Raw genomic sequence first — 17,878 nt, 5'->3', positions numbered from 1 at the left:
CCGATGGCAATCAATGGCCCGCATCGGCGACGCGCGTTTGCACCGCGTCGGCGACGCCGGGTTCGTGTTCGGCAGGTGCCGGGGGCACCGAGACAACCGACGCGGGCGCGGCGGTTACGCTCGACGCGGCAGTCCCCGGCGCGGCTTCGCGGCTGCGCTGACGATCTGTGCCGCGAGCGTGTGACGGCGTGTCGGCTTTGAGGTCGGGGGTTTTGTCCGCTGCGGGTTTTTCGGCCGGCTTGTCGACAGGTTTCTCGCCCGCGTGGATCGAAACCTTGTCGGCCCTCTCCGTCTTTTCGGACTTTTCGGCGCGCTCCGGCTTGTCCTGTCCGCTGTACTCCACATGCGCGGCACGAATTACAGCCAACGGCGCACCGGCGGGACCCGGCGCGGCACGCTCGGTCGCCGGTCTTTCAGCGGCTGATTTTTCCACGGAAGGTTTGTCGGCGTGCGCTTCCAGCGCGACAGGCGCGCGCCCTTCACCGCGCGCGCTCTTGCGATCCGGTGTGCGCAAATCCAGTGCGGCCTGTACGCCGGTCACGCCCGGCACGATTTCCTGCTCGGCATTTTTCGCGGCACGCGCGCCCTTCGAGCGCTTCGGCTTCGCGACCACGGCAGGCGCCGCGGCCATCACTTCGTCGAGCGCCTTCTTTGCGGCCGCCTGCTCCGCCGCGCGACGGCTCGCGCCGGAGCCAGACACCTTGACGTCCAGCTTCGGCACCGTACATTCCACTTCGAACTGCTGATTGTGCGCCGCACCATGCGTGGCGACGACCGTATAAGTAGGCAACGCAATCTTGTGGCCTTGCAGATACTCCTGCAGCAGCGTCTTCGCGTCCTTGCCAAGCGTGCGCGGGTCGATATGGTCGAGAATCGCTACGTAAAGGCGCTTGATGACCGTCTGCGCAGCCTCGAATCCGCCGTCCAGAAATATCGCACCGAGCACCGCCTCGAGTGTATCCGCGAGGATCGACGGGCGGCGGAAGCCGCCGCTGCGCAACTCGCCCTCGCCGAGGCGCAGGCCCTCCGAAATATTGAGTGCCTGAGCAATCTCGTAGAGGGACTGCTGTTTGACCAGATTGGCGCGCACGCGAGACAGGTCGCCTTCGTCGAGTTTGCCGAAACGTTGGAACAAAAGCGCAGCCACCGCGCAATTCAGAACGGAGTCGCCGAGAAATTCGAGCCGTTCGTTATGCGTGGAGCTATGACTGCGGTGTGTTAGAGCCTGGCGCAGCAATTCCGCATTGCGAAATTCGTAGCGCAAACGGCTTTCCAACGGAGATAGGGGCATGGGCAGAGTATAACGCGGGCGCCTGACCCGGCGGAAACACGGGGCGCCAGCGGAAAAAGCGTGGTGAACCGACGTTACCGCGAGTTCTTAAAGTAGCATGACAACACGCCGCGACCGAGATAACCGGGTGCCGGTTATTCGCGCGGCGTGTGAGAAGCGCTCATGAAGCGATCGATGCATGCGACTCACTGGAAAGGGCCGATGCGCCGCAGATCGCTGAAGTTCATCCAGATGAAAAATGCGCGGCCGACGATATTGCGTTCAGGCGCAAAACCCCAGTACCGGCTATCCGCGCTGTTGTCGCGGTTATCGCCCATCATGAACAAATTGCCCGGCGGCACTTTGCAGATCACGCCACGCGCGTTGTACTGGCAGTTGTCGCGATACGGATAATCTTCCGCACCGACGATGAACGGCGGCACCGCCGGATTATTCAGAATCGCGTTCTTGCGGCCGTCGATATCTTCCTCGAACTGCTTCGCATAACCGAGACGCTCTTCGTCGAGATAATCGGGCAACGGCGTTTCAGGCACCGGCTTGCCGTTGATCGTGAGTTTCTTGTCCTGATACTCGATCACGTCGCCGGGCAGACCAATGACGCGCTTGATGTAGTCGACCGATTCGTCTTTAGGATAACGGAACACCACCACGTCGCCGCGATGGACCGGACTGCCCTGCGTGATCCTCGTGTTGGTAATCGGCAAACGTAGACCATATTCGAATTTATTGACGAGGATGAAGTCGCCCACCAGCAGCGTCGGCACCATGGAGCCCGATGGGATCTTGAACGGCTCGATCACGAACGAGCGCACGGCGAACACCACCAGAATCACCGGAAAAAAACTCGCCGTATATTCGAGCCACCACGGCTGACGCAGCTTGTCGTCGCGCAGACGCGCGCGCGTTTGCGCGGCGTTTTCATCGGCGAAACGCTCGCCGATGCGTGCCTGCTGACGATCGAATTCGGCGACTGCGGCTTCCGCCTCGCGGCGCCGTTTCGGCAGGAAAACCAGTTTGTCCGCGACCCATGCGACACCCGTCAAAACGACGAGCACAAAAAGAATCAGCGCAAAATTCATAGGGTTCCGTTATTCAACTTATTTGTCTTCGACACGCAGAATAGCGAGGAAAGCCTCTTGCGGGATTTCAACCGAGCCCACCTGCTTCATTCGCTTCTTGCCTGCCTTCTGCTTTTCAAGCAGCTTCTTCTTACGCGTGATATCACCGCCGTAGCATTTTGCCAGCACGTTCTTACGCAACGCTTTAATGTTTTCGCGCGCAATAATGTTCGAACCGATCGTGGCTTGAACCGCTACGTCGTACATCTGACGCGGAATCAGCTCGCGCATTTTCGCCGCCACTTCGCGGCCGCGGTACTGGCTTTGCGACCGGTGCACGATAACCGACAGCGCATCGACCTTGTCGCCGTTGATCAGCATGTCGACCTTCACGACGTCCGACGCGCGGTATTCCTTGAACTCGTAATCCATCGACGCATAACCGCGCGAAATCGACTTCAGACGGTCGAAGAAATCGAGCACGACTTCACCCATCGGAATTTCGTACGTAAGCTGAACCTGACGACCGTGATACTGCATGTTGATCTGGTTGCCGCGCTTCTGCGTACACAACGTGATCACCGCGCCGACGTAGTCTTGCGGCATGTACAGGTTCACGGTGACGATCGGCTCGCGCACTTCCTCGATCTTCGACGGCTCCGGCATCTTGGCCGGATTCTCGACCATCAGGGTCGTGCCGTCGCGCTGCAGGACTTCGTAGACCACGGTCGGCGCCGTCGTGATCAGGTCCATGTCGAACTCACGTTCGAGACGTTCCTGCACGATTTCCATGTGCAACAAACCAAGGAAGCCGCAGCGGAAACCGAAACCGAGCGCCTGCGACACTTCCGGTTCGTACTGCAGCGACGCGTCGTTCAGCTTCAGCTTTTCGAGCGAATCGCGCAGCGCGTCGTACTGATTCGCTTCGACCGGATACAGACCCGCGAACACCTGCGGCTTCACTTCCTTGAAACCCGGCAGCGGCACGGCCGCCGGCTGGTTCACGAGCGTAACCGTGTCGCCGACCTTCGCCGCCGCGAGTTCCTTGATGCCGGCGATGATGAAGCCCACCTGCCCCGCCGACAGTGATTCGAGATCTTTCGACTTCGGCGTGAACACGCCGATATGTTCAACCGGATACTGCGCGCCGGTTGCCATCAGCCGGATCTTGTCCTTCGGACGCAGCGTGCCGTTGACGATGCGCACCAGCATCACGACGCCGACGTAGTTGTCGAACCACGAGTCGATGATGAGAGCCTGCAGCGGCGCTTGCGGATCGCCCTTCGGCGGCGGCACTTTCGCGATCAGCGCTTCGAGCACGTCTTCGACGCCGAGGCCCGTTTTCGCGCTGCAATGCGTCGCGTCGGTCGCGTCGATGCCGATCACGTCCTCGATCTCGGCGATCGCGTTTTCGGGGTTCGCCGCCGGCAGATCGATCTTGTTCAACACCGGCACCACTTCGACGCCGAGTTCGATGGCCGTGTAGCAATTGGCGACGGTTTGCGCCTCCACACCCTGGCTCGCGTCGACGACGAGCAGCGCGCCTTCGCACGCGGACAGCGAGCGGCTGACTTCGTACGAGAAGTCGACGTGCCCCGGGGTGTCGATCATGTTCAGGTTGTAGAGCTGCCCATCGCGCGCGCGATACGACAACGCGGCGGTTTGCGCCTTGATGGTAATGCCGCGCTCGCGCTCGAGATCCATCGAGTCGAGCACCTGAGCTTCCATCTCGCGGTCGGACAAACCGCCACAAATCTGGATGATGCGATCGGCGAGCGTCGACTTGCCATGGTCGATGTGCGCGATGATCGAGAAGTTACGAATATGATCCATTCAGTGCCGATCAAGCGAAAAGGCGCGCCCCGGACAATAGCGGAGCACGCCTTGTAAGTAGGTGAAAATCTTATCTATTTTAGCCGAAAAGCCCATCGGCCGGCGCATCTTGCGAAGCGCGGGCCTCAAGACGGCGTAGAGGATGCGAGAAAATTACCGCGCGCATCGCAGTGAGCCGAGGCAAAAATGCGCATGGATCGCGCGAAACCAGATGCCGCGCGGGTGCGTATCAGGATGCCGCCGCGACACGCGACGCATGTGCAGCCAATGCTGCCCGCACGGCCGCTTCGTCGAGGTGATAGTGGCACAGTTCGACGCCATCGCAAACCAGCACCGGCACCAACTCGGTGTAACGCGCTTCGAGCAACGGATCGCTGTCGACGTCGATCACCGCCAGCTGCGCTCCGAACTCGGCCAGCATTGGCTCGAGCGCAGCGCGCATGTCCTCGCACAGATGGCACCACGCGCGCCCATAGAGCGTGAGCAATGCCGTCTTCGTCATTTCTGCGCGCTGCGCGGACGAATCGGCACGAACTGCGTGTTGTCGCCGCGACGAACCAGCAACGCGACCATCTTCTGCGAATCGAGGTGTGAGGTCAGCTCGTCGAACTGTTTCGTGCTCGTCACATCCGTATCGCCAATCCGCAGGATGATGTCGCCCTTTTGGAGCCCGACACGCGCGGCCGGACCGTCGACCGCGTCGATCTGCACGCCGTTCTGAATCTTCAGCGCTTTCTGCTGATCGGCGGGAATGTCGCTAACCGCGATGCCGAGCGCGTTGGTCGCGCGCTGCTGCGGCGCTTGCGGCTTCTTCTGATCCGCCTTCGCGACCTTGTCCGGCTGCATTTCTGCGATCGTGACCGGCAGTTCGCGCGTTTGACCCTTGCGCCAGATCGTGATCGACGTCTTCGTGCCCGGCTTCGTATCGCCGACCATGCGCGGCAGGTCCGTCGCCGTGTCGACCGAATGACCGTTGAACTTCAGGATGATGTCGCCCGGCTGCACGCCGGCCTTATCGGCGGGTCCGCCCGGCTCCACGCTGCTCACAAGCGCGCCCTGCGCCTTCGGCAAACCGAGCGACTCGGCGACGTCCTTCGTCACTTCACCAATCGCCACCGCGATGCGGCCGCGCACCACCTTGCCCGAACTCTTCAGCTGATCGGCCACGCGCATCGCCTCGTCGATCGGAATCGCGAACGAAATGCCCATGAACCCGCCGGTGCGGCTATAGATCTGCGAATTGATGCCGATCACCTCGCCCTGCATGTTGATCAGCGGACCGCCCGAATTGCCCGGATTGACGGCCACATCAGTCTGGATGAACGGCAGGTAGTCGCCGGTGTCGCGTCCCTTCGCGCTGACGATACCGGCAGTCACCGTGTTTTCGAGACCGAACGGCGAACCGATCGCGACGACCCATTCGCCGACGCGCACCTTGTTCGAGTCGCCGATCGTGATGGTCGGCAGGTTCGACGCGTTGATCTTCACGACCGCGACGTCGGTACGGTCGTCGACGCCGATCAGCTTCGCCTTGAATTCGCGCTTGTCGGTCAGCGTCACGTAGATCGTGTCCGCGTCGTCGATGACGTGCGCGTTGGTCATCACGTAGCCGTCCGCCGACAGGATGAAGCCCGAGCCTACCCCGCTGTTCTGTTCGGCGTCCGAGTTGTCCGGTGAATCCGGGCTGCCGCCACTACCGCCGCCGCCCCCGTTATCACCCCCGTGCGGCGATTGCGGTGACTGCGGCAACGGAATCCCGAAGAAGCGCCGGAAGAACTCCGACATGTCGCCGTCGTCCATACCCGGCGGCAGGCCGCCGCGGGAACTACCGTTCGACACGCGCGTTGTCGTGCGAATGTTGACGACCGCCGGGCCAACCTTGTCGACGAGGTCGGTAAAGTCGGGCAGGTTGGCAGCGGGAGCCGCCGATGCCATATGCGGCACAAGCGGCAAACACGCCGCCACTACTACGGCCGCGAGGAATTTGCGCACCGAGAAAGTCGTCATATCGTAGCAAGCCGAGGGATTTCAGGATTCGGAAGGGTTACTTCGGAGCTTTGTATTCTATGGCAGACGCGAACTGCTGCAATGTGGTTTGAGGCACTTCGCCGAGCAGGGTAATCCAGAAGTCGCCCTGACGCTTGACCAGTACGTGCGTCGCGCCGCTATCGCCCGTGCCTTCCTTACGCGTATTTTTCTCGACGGGCTCGACGAACACCGAAATCGCTGCGAGGCCGTCGGAAAACACGGCCTGGTCGACCGGGATCGGAGGCTGCCCCGCCTCGCGCGACGCCATCGGACGACGCAACTGGCGGATCATATGGAAGCCCGGTACCGGCGGCATGATTTGCCAACCCTGCGCGGCCATGTCGACCGGCTCGACTGGCGGACGCACTACCGTCCAGCCCGTGAGATTGCGGATGCCGTTGACGATGCCCGTCTTGTCGACCGGCACGCCGATGCGGACCTGCGAAAACGACAACTGCTCGAGCACCTGACCGCTCGGGTCGAGCGTCTGCGCGCGCAACAGCAGACCGGTCTTTTTGTCTGCCCACAGCTTGTACGCGAAGCGGTACGCGTCTTTCGGATCAAGTTCCATCACGAGGCTGTCGACGCCCGCGACGCGGTCGTCGTCAAGCATCTTCGGCTCGTAGACGGACAGCACCTGCTCGCCGTTCACCGACAGCAGCGCAGGGAATGAGTCCTTGTTCTGCCGTTTTTCGAAGACCACGATACGCCGCTCCGGCAAGAACGTGTACATGTCGTCGTTGTGACGCAGCATTTTGCGCGGCTTGCCGTCGAGGCTTTCGAGCTGCTCGAACTCGCCGTCCGTACGCGTGGAGTAATGTGCGATGCGCGACGTCTGCACGAAACTGCCGCGCTGATAGACGAACGCGCCCTCGTAGTTCTGCTGCTGGGCGGCCTGATGGATGCGATCGAGCAGTTCCGCGGCCGCGCGACGGGCGACGGCAGGATCGTCTTGTGCGAAGACCCGCGGTGTAGCGGACAACAACACGGCTGCGCAGAACAGAAATGCTGGCAACCGCCCCCAGATAGTCGTTTTATTGAACCGCGGAGTCTGCATCAAACTATTGGCCCTGCGTGGAGACTGAGGCAGCGCGAATCAGCGGCATCGAGCCTGCCATCGCCGGTTGTTGCGCGAATTGCTGATGAGCTTCGAGGTACTGATCGAGGCTCGCGTCGCGAATGATGTTGGAGTCTTGCGCGGGCACCGAGGCCATGGCGACACGCTGCACCGCGTCGCCGTGCGATTGGAGCGAAGCGAGCTGGCCACCCGGACCACCCGGCACGCCCTGCAGCTGCGGCACGACGATCCAGGTCAGCGTAGCGGCCGCGGCAGCGACGGCAAGAGCCGGCACGACTCTGCGGCGCAGCCCGAGCAGGCGGCGCGCGACCGATGCAGACGCGGCGGCGGGCGCCAGCACATGCGGCTCGCTTTCAAGACGCGCGGCAAACCCGCTCAGAAAGGCACTGCTCCGTGCGGGGCTGACTGCCAGATCGTCGGAACGTAGCGCGTCGCCGATCAGGTGGTAGCTCGACCAGGCAGCGCGATCATCGCCGCCCAGCTCCGCAAGAAACTTGTCCAGATTCAGATGCTCTTCGCCGAACAACTCACCGTCGACGAAAGCGGACAGACGCTCGCCGTGCGAGCCTGCTTGCGATTGCATCGAGACCGACCCCATGATGCTCCCCATCTTCCAAATACCCCGTAGTGACACCACTAATCCAGATATTGCACCGCTGCCCCGCCAAGCCAGCCGGACGTTCGGAAACGTCTACCAACGCTTGCCTTCGGGGGTGTCAAGCAACGGTCGCAATTTTGCCGCAATGGCTTCGCGAGCGCGGAAAATTCGTGATCTGACTGTGCCAATCGGGCAACCCATCATCTCGGCGATTTCCTCGTAGCTCAAACCCTCAATTTCTCGGAGAGTAATGGCGGTGCGCAATTCTTCCGGTAAAACCGCCATCGCAGCATTGACCGTCTCAGCGATCTGCTTGCTCATCAACATCGACTCAGGCGTGTTGATATCCCTTAGTTGGTCGGCATCGGAGAAAGTTTCAGCTTCTTCAGCATCCGCTTCGGTTGAGGTCGGCGCGCGCCGGCCCTGGGTGGCAAGGTAGTTCTTCGCGGTATTGACCGCAATCCGGTACAACCACGTATAAAACGCCGACTCGCCGCGAAACTGCGGCAACGCGCGATACGCCTTGATAAAAGCGTCTTGCGCGACGTCTTCGACTTCGGCGGGGTCCCGCACGAGACGCGAGATCAGCCGGAGAATCTTGCGGTGGTATTTGGAGACCAGAAGCTCGAACGCGGCCTTGTCGCCCTTCTGGACGCGCTCGACCAGCACCTGATCAATTTCTTTTTCGCTCACCTGATAAATCCGTTAACTTAACTATAGGGCGCACGGCGGGGGACCATTGTAGCGTCCCCCTGGTGAGGGCACGTTACTACGGTAACAGCGGTTACAGTCGTTACAGTCAGGCGCCGGCCGCACGCCGGCCCAGCACGGAAAGTTCGCGGAAAACAGTGGACGGCAGCGCGTCCGCAGCGAGCAGCAGGGAGCGCCTGCGACCCGACGGTGCGCGCATGAGGCCGCGCCTGCGACCACCCTCGGGCTCGAGCTCAAGCACCAGCAAACGGCCGCTCCACTGCGCGCAACCGACCATGCGGCCCCGCGCGAGCAACTCACCCGCGTGGTTCCAGGCGGAAATCTCGCCCATCGCGACATGCAGCGCGATGGCCTGCGCCGCGTCATGCCTCGCCGCGCAGAGCGTGAGCAGTGCTGCGACGGCGAGCGTCAACGGAGCGGCCTGCCAAGCGCCCATTCGCGGCGCGAGACAGGAATAAACGGCTAACGTCGCAATCAGCACGAACGCTCCCACCGCGGCACGCATTGCGATAGAGCGACGCAGCGCGATCCGCTGCGCTGCCCTACCCAACGTTGCCGGTGCGGGGGAAAGCGCCGGCGAAGCCGGCGTCGTGAACCGACGCGTCACCCGAGATCAGGCGATCCGGCGCGCTTGAACACCAGCGTGCCGTTCGTGCCGCCGAACCCGAACGAGTTCTTCAGCGCGACGTCGATCTTCATTTCCCGCGCGGTGTTCGCGCAGTAATCGAGATCACAGGCCGGGTCCTGGTTGAAAATATTGATGGTCGGAGGCGACACCTGGTGATGCACGGCGAGCACCGTGAACACCGACTCCAGACCGCCAGCGCCGCCCAGCAGGTGACCCGTCATCGACTTGGTCGAGTTGACGACCATGTTCTTCGCGTGGTCGCCGAACGCCCGCTTGATGCCGGTCGTTTCCGCCAGATCGCCGAGTGGCGTGGACGTGCCGTGCGCGTTCAGGTAGCTCACCTGATCGCCGTTGATGCCCGCGTTCTTCAGCGCTGCGAGCATGCAGCGGCGTGCGCCGTCACCGTCTTCGAGCGGCGCCGTCATGTGATACGCATCGCCGCTCATGCCGTAGCCGCCGATTTCCGCGTAGATCTTCGCGCCACGCGCCTTCGCGTGCTCGTATTCTTCGAGCACCATTACGCCGGCGCCTTCGCCCAGCACGAAGCCGTCGCGGTCCATGTCCCACGGACGGCTCGCGGTAGCCGGATCGTCATTGCGTTGCGACAGCGCGCGCGCCGCCGCAAAGCCGCCGATACCGAGCGGCGACACGGTCGATTCCGCGCCGCCCGCGATCATCACGTCGGCGTCGCCATATTCGATCAGGCGCGAAGCCTCGCCGATGCAGTGCAGACCGGTCGTACACGCGGTAACGATCGACAGATTCGGACCCTTGATGCCGAACTTGATCGACAGGTGGCCGGAGATCATGTTGATGATCGAAGCCGGCACGAAGAATGGCGAAATGCGACGCGGGCCGCGATTGAGCAATTCGGTTTGGGTGATTTCGATCATCGGCAGACCGCCGATGCCCGAACCGACCACCACGCCAATGCGCTCCGAATTCTCCTCGGTGACTTCGAGGCCGCTGTCCCGCATCGCCTGGATGCCCGCAGCCACGCCGTAATGGATGAACGTATCCATGTGGCGCGCTTCCTTACCGGGGATGTAGTCCTCGATATTGAAGCCCTTCACCTCGCCGGCGAAACGAGTCGAGAAGTTCGACGCATCGAACTTCGTGATATTGGCAATCCCAGACTTGCCGGCGACCAGATTGGCCCAGCCATCGGCAACATTATTGCCAACAGGCGAAATCAGCCCCAGGCCTGTAACAACAACACGACGGCGGCTCACGGTAACCCCTTTTTCATAGATGACAAAAAGCAAAAGCCACAGCGGCCACAGGAATCGCCCTGTGTGCCCTGTGGCTGTTTAAGTCGGCAATCGCGCGGAAAGTTGCGCTGTCAACATCGCTGGCTCCTGCGTGGCAAACGGCGCGACGTATGGTGTGCCAATGGACACGCCCGATAGCGTCGACCCTGCTGGCGCCGGCAAGCGGCACGGCAGGGCGTCATGCGCGGCCCGTGCAGAAACGCAGGCGCGAATGACCTTAGGCCTTGACGTTTGCGCGAGCGTAGTCGATCGCTTGCTGAACGGTGGTGATCTTCTCGGCTTCTTCATCTGGAATTTCCATGCCGAATTCGTCTTCGAGGGCCATCACGAGTTCAACGGTGTCGAGCGAGTCGGCGCCGAGATCGTTCACGAACGACGCTTCGTTCTTGATTTCCGCTTCCGCAACGCCCAGTTGTTCCGCGACGATCTTCTTGACGCGCTGTTCGATATTGTCCATTACCCCTCCAAGGGAAAAGAAGTTCAAAAATACAGGTGCGCGCATTTTATCAGGTTTGACCCGGCAAAAAAGCGGCGCATCGGGTTCCTGTCAACGCATGCGCCTCGTGCTTTCCGCAAACGCATCAAGGCGCGGATAGTAACCGAAATTGGTTACTGCATGTACATGCCGCCGTTCACGTGCAGCGTCGTGCCGGTGATGTAGCCCGCTTGCGGCGACGCGAGGAACGCGACCGCGTGCGCGATGTCTTCCGGGCTGCCTAGACGGCCGAGCGGAATCTGCGTTTTCAGCGCGGTCTGCTGCTCTTCGGGCAGCGCCTTCGTCATGTCGGTATCGATGAAACCAGGTGCCACGCAATTGACCGTGATGCCGCGGCTGCCGATCTCGCGCGCGAGTGCGCGCGTCATGCCCGCGACGCCCGCCTTCGCGGCCGCGTAGTTGATCTGCCCCGGGTTGCCGGCCGAGCCGACCACCGACGTGATATTGATGATCCGACCGCCCTTCGCTTTCATCATCGGGCGCAGCACCGCACGCGACAGACGGAACACCGACTTCAGGTTGGTGTCGACCACGGCGTCCCAGTCGTCGTCCTTCATGCGCATCGCCAGTTGATCCTGCGTGATGCCGGCGTTGTTCACCAGCACGTTCAGCGCGCCGAATTCCTTGACGGTGCCGTCGATCAGCGCTTCGGCCGCGGCCGCGTCGTTGACGTCGAGCACCGCGCCGCGGCCGTTCACGCCCGCCGCCTTGAACGCTTCGGTGATCGCCGTCGCGCCGCTTTCGCTCGTCGCGGTGCCGATCACCGTCGCGCCCTGACGCGCGAGTTCCATCGCGATCGCACGGCCGATGCCGCGCGATGCGCCCGTCACGATTGCGATCTGCTTGTCGAGAGTCTTTTCCATCTGTCAGTCCGGATGCCCTTCAAATAGGGCTCATTGATTCTTGTTGATTCGTCTGTCGAGCAATGCCGCGCCAGCGCGGTATTGCTCTGTCGATACCCGTTCGCGAATGCGCGCTCAGTCTGCCGTCACGAGCTTCAGCGTTTCTTCGAGCGACGCCGGATCGAACACCGACGCGCCGACGAGATCGCCCTCGACGCGCCTCGTCAAACCCGCAAGGACCTTGCCCGGGCCGCATTCGATCACGTGCGTGACGCCCTGCGCTGCCATTGCCTGTACGCATTCGACCCAGCGCACCGCACCAGCCGCCTGGCGCACGAGCGCGTCCTTGATTTTGGCCGGCTCGTTGACCACGGCGACGTCGACGTTGTTGATGACGGGAATCGACGGCACCTGCACGTCGATGCTCGCGAGGTATTCGCGCAATTGATCCGACGCCGGCTTGAGCAGCGACGAGTGGAACGGCGCCGACACCGGCAGCCGTAGCGCGCGCTTCGCGCCCTTCGCCTTCGCGACTTCGCAGGCTTTCTCGACCGCGGCTTTGTGGCCCGCGATCACGACTTGCGCCGGCGCATTGAAATTGACCGCTTCGACGACGCCCGCCGCCGACGCTTCCGCGCAGACCGCGCGCACCGTGTCGTCGTCGAGGCCGAGAATCGCGGCCATGCCGCCTTCGCCCACCGGTACCGCGGTTTGCATCGCCTGCGCACGGAAACGCACGAGCGGCACCGCGTCGCGGAACACAAGCGCGCCGGCCGCGACGAGCGCCGTGTATTCGCCAAGGCTATGGCCGGCGACGAGCGCCGGCGCCGGGCCGCCCGCCTGCTGCCACGCGCGATAGATAGCGTAGGCCGCGGTCAGCATGACCGGCTGGGTATTGGTGGTGAGATTGAGATCTTCGGCGGGGCCTTCGGCGATCAGCTTGCCGAGGTCCTGGTTGAGTGCGTCGGAGGCTTCCTGAACCGTCTCACGCACGATCGCGTAATCGGCGAATGCGTTGAGCATGCCGACCGCCTGCGAACCCTGCCCAGGAAAAACGAACGCGAATTTCATATCGTCCCCAAAATCTGTTTAATCGGATGTGGCGGCCGGCCGCGGCTGCCAGATGGCGCGCGGTGTTATTCCGGCCGCACGGGCGCCGCTAGCGACGCCCCGGAATGCGTCGTCCCGCTCAGTAGCGGATGACCGACGCGCCCCACGTGAAGCCGCCGCCGACGCCTTCGATCAGCACGTTATGGCCGCGCTTGATGCGGCCGTCGCGCACCGCGACGTCGAGTGCAAGCGGAATGGACGCCGCCGACGTATTGCCGTGCTCGCCCACCGTGACGACCATGCGCTCCTGCGGCAGGCCGAGCTTGCGGCAGGTGCTTTGCATGATGCGGATGTTGGCCTGATGCGGAATCAGCCAGTCGATCTGCTCGGGCTTCAGATCGGCTTTTTCCAATGCTTCGATCGCGACCTTCTCGAGCACGTTGACGGCAAGCTTGAACACCGCCTGACCGTCCATGTGCAGGAAGGCGCTGCCGGCGACCACGCCGCCATTCACGTTGCCCGGCGTGCACAGAATGTTCGAATGGCTGCCGTCCGCGTGCAGCGCGCTCGAAAGCACGCCCGGTGCGTCGGACGCCTGCAGGATCACTGCGCCGGCGCCGTCGCCGAACAGCACGCAGGTGGTGCGGTCGTTGAAATCGAGAATGCGCGAGAAAGTTTCCGCGCCGACCACGAGCGCCGTGCGATGCTGGCCGCTGCGAATCAGGGCGTCCACCATCGCCACCGCATAAGCGAAGCCGGAGCAGACCGCCTGTATGTCGAACGCGGCACCGTGATTCTTGATCCTGAGCTTGTTCTGCAGCAGGCAGGCGGTGCTCGGGAACACGAAGTCCGGCGTGGAGGTGGCGACGACGATCAGGTCGATGGACTGCGGATCGATGTCCGCCGCTTCGATCGCTCGCTGCGAGGCGATCAACGCGAGGTCGCTGGTCGTGACGTCCGGCTCGGCGAAGTGACGCGCATGGATGCCCGTGCGCGCGACGATCCATTCGTCGCTCGTTTCAACGCCTTGCCTGGCGAGACGCTCAGCCAGATCCTGATTGGTGACGCGGTTGGGCGGCAGACAGCTGCCGGTGCCCAGCACGCGGGAGTAGATTGTGGATTGAGCCATTATGCCTTCGAGGATTGCGCAGCGTAGGGCTCGGCCGGCTGGCCTGCGATCGGGCTTGCGTGACCCGCACCGCTTGCGTCGCGCGCCGCCTGTTCGAGAGAACTCGCGTTCTCTTCCATCGCTCGCGCAAGGCGCTCCAGCACGCCGTTTTTGACGGCATCATACCCGCGTTTGATAGCCCACTCAAACGCGTAGGCATCGGCTGAACCGTGGCTTTTGATCACGAGACCGCGCAAGCCGAGCAGCGCGGCGCCGTTATATTGCCGATGATCGACGCGTTTCTTGAAGCGCATCAATACCGGCAGCGCGAGCACCGCCATCACCTTGGTCAGCCACGAACGGCCGAACTCTTCCTTGATGATGTTGGATAGCATCTGCGCGAGACCTTCCGACGTCTTCAGCGCGACATTGCCGACAAAGCCATCGCAGACGATCACGTCGACGGTGCCCTTGTAGATGTCGTCGCCTTCGACATTGCCATGAAAGTTGAGTGTACTCGCACGCAGCAGTTCGCCGGCGCGCTTGATGATGTCGTTGCCCTTGATGACTTCTTCGCCGATGTTGAGCAGGCCGATGGTGGGCCGCTCCTTTCCTTCGAGCGCGGACACGAGCGCGTGCCCCATCTCGGCGAACTGCAGCAGATGCTGCGGCTCGCAGTCGACGTTGGCGCCCAGGTCGAGCATCATCGTATAGCCGGTGGGATTAGGCAGGGCAAACGCGATGGCCGGGCGTTCGATGCCCGACAGCGTTTTCAGCACATAGCGCGAGACCGCCATCAACGCGCCGGTATTGCCGGCGGAAATGCAGGCTTGCGCCTCGCCTTCCTTGACGCGGTTCAGCGCCACGCGCATCGACGAATCTTTTTTCTTGCGCAGCGCGACCTCGACCGGGTCGTCCATCGCGACGACCTCGGTAGCAGGTACGACGGTCAGCGCCGGCAGATCCTGAGCCTTGAGCTTCTTCAGCTGCGCACGAATCGCACTTTCAATGCCGACGAGCAGCAATTGCGCGTCGGGATGCGAACGAACGAAGTTGACGGCAGCGGGAACGGTCACGGACGGGCCGTGGTCGCCTCCCATGCAATCTATCGTGAGCTTTACTGTCATGGAGTGCGACGAATTTCAGACACAAAAAAGCGGCAGTTGAATGCCGCCTTTTTGCCGAACCGGGAAAATGTCAAGCGAGCCGATCGCTACGCGAAACGCCACAGGGCGCATCGCAGTCAACGATTAGTCGTTCTTCGTCTTGACGACTTTCTTGCCGCGATAGTAGCCGTTCGGGCTAATGTGGTGACGTAGATGCACTTCGCCCGTACTCGGCTCGACGGCCATCGGCGCTGCCGTCAGGAAATCGTGCGAACGGTGCATGCCGCGCTTCGACGGCGACTTCTTGTTTTGTTGAACTGCCATGACTAAAACTCCAAAAAATTTTCCGAATTCTAACACAGCCCGACACGGACTTAACCACTGGCCGAATGGCCAATGCGCCCGCATCGCGCCCCCTGCAACTATTTAGCGCTTCTTGCCGCCCGGTTCGTCGCGTTTCAGACTTTCGAGCGCCGCGAACGGATTGCGCCGCTCGCTGGACTGGTCCGGCTTGCTGGCATCGCCAGCTTCTTCCTGCGCGGCTTCGTCGCCCTCGCCTTCGCTACCGTCCGTGCCCGAGACAAGGCTCTCGTGCACTTCGGGACAGACCTCGTGTTTGGGCACGAGCGGCAAGGAAAGCAGCAACTCTTCTTCGATCAAGTCGATGAGATCGAACTGGCGCGAGCCGACGACCACCTCGACTTCATCCTCGTCCAGCGGAAACTCTTCGGCTTCCGCCTCCGTATTGACGATCCGGTAAGTTGCATCGACGTTGAACGCCTGCGAATACGGCGTCAAGCACCGCTGGCATTCGAGCCACGCGGCACCGTGAATCGCCAGCCGCAGATAAGGCTGGGAACCTTCGGTGCCATCGTCCTGCAACTCCGGCTGCATCGTCCCTTCGGCCTGCCATGTGAACGCGCTGTCGCGATCTGGCGCTTCCGCCGGGACTTCGTTTAACATGCGCGGCAGTTGCGAGACGCGCACGACACCCGCGGCCTGACGCCCGCTCCGCGCAAATTCGAACAGATCGAGTTCATGCGGGTCGGACAGACCTGCAGGTTTGCCAGGATGTTGAGTCATGTGCGCTCCTGCGTCGGCAAGCATGTTGCCGGGGTGATTCGCGAAGGATGATCAGATCCGCCGCGACGATAATCCGGCGTGCGGGGCAGCCAGTGGGGCCCGCGGCCGTTGCGTTCACCCTGCCGGGCTTTCTTCAACCTTCCGACTGCCGAAAGTGCCGAAAGCCGCTGAACGCGCCGAGACCCTTCAAGTGCAAGCATACCGTGAAAAGCCCGAAATCATATCCGTTTTGTCTTTTCGAGTCAAACACTTAAGCCCGTACGTACGGTTGCCTCGCGCGACCCCGTACGACCCGCCGCTCCCGTTGCCCGCAAACTATGCCTGAATCCTCCAAACGCCCGCCACGCCTGATTCTGGCGTCGAGTTCGCGGTATCGCCGCGAGTTGCTCGAACGCCTGCGCGTGCCGTTCGACGTCGTCGTGCCTGCGATCGACGAAACCCCGCTCGCCGCCGAAACGCCCGAAGCCACTGCGCTGCGCCTCGCCGAAGCCAAAGCGCGTGCGGTCGCCCAAGGCCTCGCCGCCGACGAACACGCGCTCGTGATCGGCTCCGACCAGGTCGCCACCTACGACGGCCTGCAGATCGGCAAACCCGGCACGCACGACAGGGCGCTCGCGCAATTGCAGGCGATGCGCGGCCACGACGTGTTGTTCCACAGCGCGCTGTGTCTGTTCGACAGCGCGACGGACAGCGCGCAAACGATCGACGTGATCACCCGCGTGCGCTTTCGCGATCTGCCGGACGCGGCGCTCGACGCCTACCTGCACGCTGAAACGCCGTACGACGTGGCCGGCAGCGCCAAATCCGAAGGGCTTGGCATCGCGCTGCTGGAGGCCATCCATTCCGACGACCCGACCGCGCTCGTCGGCCTGCCGCTTATCGCGCTGTCGCACATGCTGCTCGCGGCCAACTACCCGCTTTTGGGGGCCCGATGACCGGTACGCTCTATCTCATTCCCAACACGCTCGGCGAAGGCGACGCAAGCGCGCTCGATCTGGTACTGCCCGCGCCCGTACGCGCCCGCGCGGCGTTGCTGCACTATTACATTGGCGAAAACGCCAAAACCACGCGCGCGTTCCTGAAGAAAGTCGGCCCCGATCGGCCGATTCAAGAAATCGAGATTCGCGAACTGAACGTCAATACGCCGGCCGGCGAAATCGACAGGCTGCTCGCGCCGCTGCTGTCGGGCACCGACGCGGGCCTCGTCTCCGAGGCTGGCTGCCCGGCAGTGGCGGACCCGGGCGCGCTGCTGGTGCGACGCGCGCACGAGCGCGGCGTAAAGGTCGTGCCGCTGGTCGGGCCGAGTTCGATTCTGCTCGCGCTGATGGCATCGGGGCTGAACGGCCAAAGCTTCGCGTTTCACGGCTACCTGCCCGTCGACGTCACCGAGCGCGCCAAACGTCTGCGCGATCTCGAGCAGCAGTCGCGCAAGAGCAAGCAAACGCAGATCTTCATTGAAACGCCGTACCGGAATCGCGCGCTGCTCGATACCTTGCTCGCGACCTGCGCGCCGTCGACGCTGGTCTGCGTGGCGGTCGATCTGACGCTGCCGAGCGAACTGATCGCAAGCCGGAGCGTCGCCGACTGGAAAAAGAAGGCGGAGATCGACCTGCATAAGCGGCCGGCGATTTTTCTGATTCTGGCGGCCTGAACGTAGACACCGGCCAGGCAACTGAGAGCGACCAGGCCCGAAACTC

The 17,878-nt window shown here is 62.5% G+C and carries 19 protein-coding genes; 2 read left to right on the top strand and 17 right to left on the bottom strand.

Annotated elements, in window-relative coordinates:
- Positions 1–10 precede the first annotated feature (10 nt).
- From rnc to HWY30_RS20950, 17 genes are all read right to left on the bottom strand, one after another.
- Positions 11–1,291, bottom strand: a complete 1,281-nt coding sequence (rnc, locus tag HWY30_RS21030) for a ribonuclease III (protein WP_090801159.1) — start codon at positions 1,289–1,291, stop codon at positions 11–13.
- Positions 1,292–1,476: 185 nt separating this feature from the next.
- Positions 1,477–2,370: a signal peptidase I gene (gene lepB, locus HWY30_RS21025; protein ID WP_090801160.1), complete on the bottom strand. Its 894-nt coding sequence runs from the start codon at positions 2,368–2,370 to the stop codon at positions 1,477–1,479.
- A gap of 18 nt (positions 2,371–2,388) precedes the next feature.
- On the bottom strand, positions 2,389–4,182 hold the full coding sequence (gene lepA, locus HWY30_RS21020; RefSeq protein ID WP_090801163.1) for a translation elongation factor 4: 1,794 nt from the start codon (positions 4,180–4,182) through the stop codon (positions 2,389–2,391).
- Between the two features lie 229 nt (positions 4,183–4,411).
- The gene (locus tag HWY30_RS21015) at positions 4,412–4,684 is read right to left on the bottom strand and encodes a glutaredoxin family protein (protein ID WP_090801165.1); all 273 of its coding nucleotides are present in this window, start codon (positions 4,682–4,684) and stop codon (positions 4,412–4,414) included.
- Positions 4,681–6,189, bottom strand: coding sequence for a DegQ family serine endoprotease (locus tag HWY30_RS21010; protein ID WP_090801167.1), 1,509 nt, complete (start codon positions 6,187–6,189; stop codon positions 4,681–4,683). Before HWY30_RS21010 ends, HWY30_RS21015 begins: the two co-directional genes overlap by 4 nt.
- 37 nt (positions 6,190–6,226) lie before the next feature.
- Positions 6,227–7,267: a MucB/RseB C-terminal domain-containing protein gene (locus HWY30_RS21005; protein ID WP_090805408.1), complete on the bottom strand. Its 1,041-nt coding sequence runs from the start codon at positions 7,265–7,267 to the stop codon at positions 6,227–6,229.
- 4 nt (positions 7,268–7,271) lie between these two features.
- On the bottom strand, positions 7,272–7,886 hold the full coding sequence (locus HWY30_RS21000; RefSeq protein ID WP_090801169.1) for a sigma-E factor negative regulatory protein: 615 nt from the start codon (positions 7,884–7,886) through the stop codon (positions 7,272–7,274).
- Positions 7,887–7,979: 93 nt separating this feature from the next.
- The gene (gene rpoE / locus HWY30_RS20995) at positions 7,980–8,579 is read right to left on the bottom strand and encodes an RNA polymerase sigma factor RpoE (protein ID WP_006051939.1); all 600 of its coding nucleotides are present in this window, start codon (positions 8,577–8,579) and stop codon (positions 7,980–7,982) included.
- Between the two features lie 106 nt (positions 8,580–8,685).
- Positions 8,686–9,078 carry a hypothetical protein gene (locus tag HWY30_RS20990; RefSeq protein WP_425199389.1) on the bottom strand — a complete coding sequence of 131 codons (393 nt, stop codon included), beginning with the start codon at positions 9,076–9,078 and terminating at the stop codon, positions 8,686–8,688.
- A 122-nt stretch (positions 9,079–9,200) separates the two neighbouring features.
- On the bottom strand, positions 9,201–10,457 hold the full coding sequence (gene fabF / locus HWY30_RS20985) for a beta-ketoacyl-ACP synthase II (RefSeq protein ID WP_090801172.1): 1,257 nt from the start codon (positions 10,455–10,457) through the stop codon (positions 9,201–9,203).
- A gap of 256 nt (positions 10,458–10,713) precedes the next feature.
- The gene (gene acpP, locus HWY30_RS20980) at positions 10,714–10,953 is read right to left on the bottom strand and encodes an acyl carrier protein (RefSeq protein ID WP_004197638.1); all 240 of its coding nucleotides are present in this window, start codon (positions 10,951–10,953) and stop codon (positions 10,714–10,716) included.
- A gap of 152 nt (positions 10,954–11,105) precedes the next feature.
- Positions 11,106–11,855, bottom strand: coding sequence for a 3-oxoacyl-ACP reductase FabG (gene fabG, locus HWY30_RS20975; RefSeq protein ID WP_090801174.1), 750 nt, complete (start codon positions 11,853–11,855; stop codon positions 11,106–11,108).
- 114 nt (positions 11,856–11,969) lie between these two features.
- Positions 11,970–12,905 (bottom strand): ACP S-malonyltransferase, encoded by a 936-nt coding sequence (gene fabD / locus HWY30_RS20970; RefSeq protein WP_090801176.1) that lies wholly within the window; start codon positions 12,903–12,905, stop codon positions 11,970–11,972.
- 118 nt (positions 12,906–13,023) lie between these two features.
- Positions 13,024–14,013, bottom strand: a complete 990-nt coding sequence (locus HWY30_RS20965) for a beta-ketoacyl-ACP synthase III (RefSeq protein ID WP_090801177.1) — start codon at positions 14,011–14,013, stop codon at positions 13,024–13,026.
- Positions 14,013–15,119: a phosphate acyltransferase PlsX gene (gene plsX / locus HWY30_RS20960; protein ID WP_090801179.1), complete on the bottom strand. Its 1,107-nt coding sequence runs from the start codon at positions 15,117–15,119 to the stop codon at positions 14,013–14,015. Before plsX ends, HWY30_RS20965 begins: the two co-directional genes overlap by 1 nt.
- 123 nt (positions 15,120–15,242) lie before the next feature.
- The gene (rpmF, locus tag HWY30_RS20955) at positions 15,243–15,422 is read right to left on the bottom strand and encodes a 50S ribosomal protein L32 (protein WP_027198353.1); all 180 of its coding nucleotides are present in this window, start codon (positions 15,420–15,422) and stop codon (positions 15,243–15,245) included.
- A 102-nt stretch (positions 15,423–15,524) separates the two neighbouring features.
- Positions 15,525–16,181, bottom strand: a complete 657-nt coding sequence (locus tag HWY30_RS20950) for a DUF177 domain-containing protein (protein ID WP_090805409.1) — start codon at positions 16,179–16,181, stop codon at positions 15,525–15,527.
- Positions 16,182–16,498: 317 nt separating this feature from the next.
- Between HWY30_RS20950 and HWY30_RS20945 the strand changes: the two genes are divergently transcribed.
- Positions 16,499–17,116 carry a Maf-like protein gene (locus tag HWY30_RS20945; RefSeq protein ID WP_090801181.1) on the top strand — a complete coding sequence of 206 codons (618 nt, stop codon included), beginning with the start codon at positions 16,499–16,501 and terminating at the stop codon, positions 17,114–17,116.
- Positions 17,113–17,832, top strand: a complete 720-nt coding sequence (locus tag HWY30_RS20940) for an SAM-dependent methyltransferase (protein ID WP_090801183.1) — start codon at positions 17,113–17,115, stop codon at positions 17,830–17,832. The genes HWY30_RS20945 and HWY30_RS20940 overlap by 4 nt, the downstream gene beginning before the upstream one ends.
- Positions 17,833–17,878: the final 46 nt, after the last annotated feature.

Origin of the sequence: Paraburkholderia tuberum STM678 (assembly GCF_902833905.1) — a bacterium.
Taxonomy (GTDB): Bacteria; Pseudomonadota; Gammaproteobacteria; order Burkholderiales; family Burkholderiaceae; genus Paraburkholderia; species Paraburkholderia tuberum.
This window is presented reverse-complemented; position numbering and strand designations above follow the sequence as displayed.

Bases quoted from the DNA above. Each gene is read 5' to 3' on its own strand.
- rnc (WP_090801159.1), bottom strand. From the start codon at position 1,291: ATGCCCCTATCTCCGTTGGAAAGCCGTTTGCGCTACGAATTTCGCAAT.
- lepB (WP_090801160.1), bottom strand. From the start codon at position 2,370: ATGAATTTTGCGCTGATTCTTTTTGTGCTCGTCGTTTTGACGGGTGTC.
- lepA (WP_090801163.1), bottom strand. From the start codon at position 4,182: ATGGATCATATTCGTAACTTCTCGATCATCGCGCACATCGACCATGGC.
- HWY30_RS21015 (WP_090801165.1), bottom strand. From the start codon at position 4,684: ATGACGAAGACGGCATTGCTCACGCTCTATGGGCGCGCGTGGTGCCAT.
- HWY30_RS21010 (WP_090801167.1), bottom strand. From the start codon at position 6,189: ATGACGACTTTCTCGGTGCGCAAATTCCTCGCGGCCGTAGTAGTGGCG.
- HWY30_RS21005 (WP_090805408.1), bottom strand. From the start codon at position 7,267: ATGCAGACTCCGCGGTTCAATAAAACGACTATCTGGGGGCGGTTGCCA.
- HWY30_RS21000 (WP_090801169.1), bottom strand. From the start codon at position 7,886: ATGGGGTCGGTCTCGATGCAATCGCAAGCAGGCTCGCACGGCGAGCGT.
- acpP (WP_004197638.1), bottom strand. From the start codon at position 10,953: ATGGACAATATCGAACAGCGCGTCAAGAAGATCGTCGCGGAACAACTG.
- fabG (WP_090801174.1), bottom strand. From the start codon at position 11,855: ATGGAAAAGACTCTCGACAAGCAGATCGCAATCGTGACGGGCGCATCG.
- fabD (WP_090801176.1), bottom strand. From the start codon at position 12,905: ATGAAATTCGCGTTCGTTTTTCCTGGGCAGGGTTCGCAGGCGGTCGGC.
- HWY30_RS20965 (WP_090801177.1), bottom strand. From the start codon at position 14,013: ATGGCTCAATCCACAATCTACTCCCGCGTGCTGGGCACCGGCAGCTGT.
- plsX (WP_090801179.1), bottom strand. From the start codon at position 15,119: ATGACAGTAAAGCTCACGATAGATTGCATGGGAGGCGACCACGGCCCG.
- rpmF (WP_027198353.1), bottom strand. From the start codon at position 15,422: ATGGCAGTTCAACAAAACAAGAAGTCGCCGTCGAAGCGCGGCATGCAC.
- HWY30_RS20950 (WP_090805409.1), bottom strand. From the start codon at position 16,181: ATGACTCAACATCCTGGCAAACCTGCAGGTCTGTCCGACCCGCATGAA.
- HWY30_RS20945 (WP_090801181.1), top strand. From the start codon at position 16,499: ATGCCTGAATCCTCCAAACGCCCGCCACGCCTGATTCTGGCGTCGAGT.
- HWY30_RS20940 (WP_090801183.1), top strand. From the start codon at position 17,113: ATGACCGGTACGCTCTATCTCATTCCCAACACGCTCGGCGAAGGCGAC.